Genomic DNA, 1,736 nt, shown 5'->3' with positions numbered 1-1,736 from the left:
TCGCCACGCTTGACGTAGTCGCCTTCCTGAACGTCGATCACCTTCGACTTGGGCACCAGATACTCGACAACCTCGCCGCCATCCTCGGGCTGGATGCCGATCTTGCGCTTCGCCTTGTAATCCTTGCCGAACACCACGCGGCCCGAAACCTTGGCGATGATCGCCGAGTCCTTGGGCACACGCGCTTCGAACAGCTCGGCGACGCGCGGCAGACCGCCGGTGATGTCGCGGGTCTTGGCCGACTCGCGGGCGACACGGGCCAGAACGTCACCGCCCTGCACCTGCGCCCCGTCCTCGACCGAGAGCGTCGCACCCGGCGCCAGCATGTAGCGACCGGCCTCGCCCGAATTGTCGTCGAGCAGGGTCATGCGCGGACGCAGATCCTCCTTCGACTTGGTCGAGGCGCGGTACTCGGTGACGACGCGCTGGGCGATACCCGTGGCTTCGTCGACCTGCTCGGTCAGGGTCTTGCCCTCGATGAGGTCCTGGAACTTCACCGTACCGGGGTTTTCCGTGATCACCGGCATGGTGAACGGATCCCACTCGGCCATGCGGTCGCCCTTCGACACGATGTGACCATCGTCGAACAGGACGTACGCACCGTAAGGGATACGGTCGACCGAGAGCTCGCGGCCGTCCATGTCGACGATCGCGATCTCGCCCGAACGGCTCAGCACCACGCGGCGGCCGCGCTGGTCAGTGATCAGGCGCAGGTCGCGGAACTGGACGGTGCCGTCCACCGCCGCTTCCAGGTTCGACTGCTCGTTCAGCTGCGCCGCACCACCGATATGGAAGGTACGCATGGTCAGCTGCGTGCCCGGCTCACCGATCGACTGCGCCGCGATGACGCCGACCGCTTCGCCGATGTTCACCGGCGTACCGCGGGCGAGGTCACGGCCATAGCATTTGCCGCAGACACCGATCTTCGACTCGCAGACCAGCGGGCTGCGGATCTTGACCGCCTGGGTGTTCGCCGCCTCGATCTTGGCCACCATCGGCTCGTCGAGCAGGACGCCCGATGCGATGATGACTTCGCCCGTCTTGGCGTTGACGATGTCCTCGGCCGTGGTGCGGCCCAGGATACGCTCGCCGAGCGAGGCGATGGTCGAACCGCCCTGCACGATCGCCTTCATCTCCAGGGCGCGGGTGGTGCCGCAATCCTCTTCGATGATGACGCAGTCCTGGCTGACGTCGACCAGACGGCGGGTCAGGTAACCCGAGTTCGCCGTCTTCAGTGCCGTGTCGGCCAGGCCCTTACGCGCGCCGTGGGTCGAGTTGAAATATTCAAGAACGGTCAGACCTTCCTTGAAGTTCGAGATGATCGGCGTCTCGATGATCTCGCCCGACGGCTTGGCCATCAGGCCGCGCATACCCGCCAGCTGCTTGATCTGGGCGGGGCTACCACGGGCGCCCGAGTGGGCCATCATGTAGATCGAGTTGATCGGCTTTTCACGGCCTTCCATCGGGCCGTCCTCGTAATGACGGACCGCCTTGATCTCGTTCATCATCGAGTTCGCGACCTGGTCACCGCAACGGCTCCAGGCGTCGATCACCTTGTTGTACTTCTCCTGCTGCGTGATCAGGCCGTCCTGATATTGCTGCTCGAAGTCCTTCACCTGCTCGCGCGTCTCGTCGACCAGACGATCCTTGTCCGGCGCGATGATCATGTCGTCCTTGCCGAACGAAATGCCGGCGCGGAACGCGTGACGGAAGCCCAGTGCCATGATCGCGTCGGC

At 64.5% G+C, this 1,736-nt stretch carries 1 pseudogene; it reads right to left on the bottom strand.

The window, feature by feature from the left end:
* Positions 1-1,736 (bottom strand): annotated as a pseudogene (locus ACQKJZ_RS19205) (DNA-directed RNA polymerase subunit beta'); the annotation flags it as partial.

The organism is Sphingomonas sp. NPDC019816, from assembly GCF_050274375.1.
In the GTDB taxonomy this organism is placed as follows: Bacteria; Pseudomonadota; Alphaproteobacteria; order Sphingomonadales; family Sphingomonadaceae; genus Sphingomonas.
Note: the sequence above shows the minus strand (reverse complement) of the source record. Positions and strands in the feature narration are given on the sequence as shown.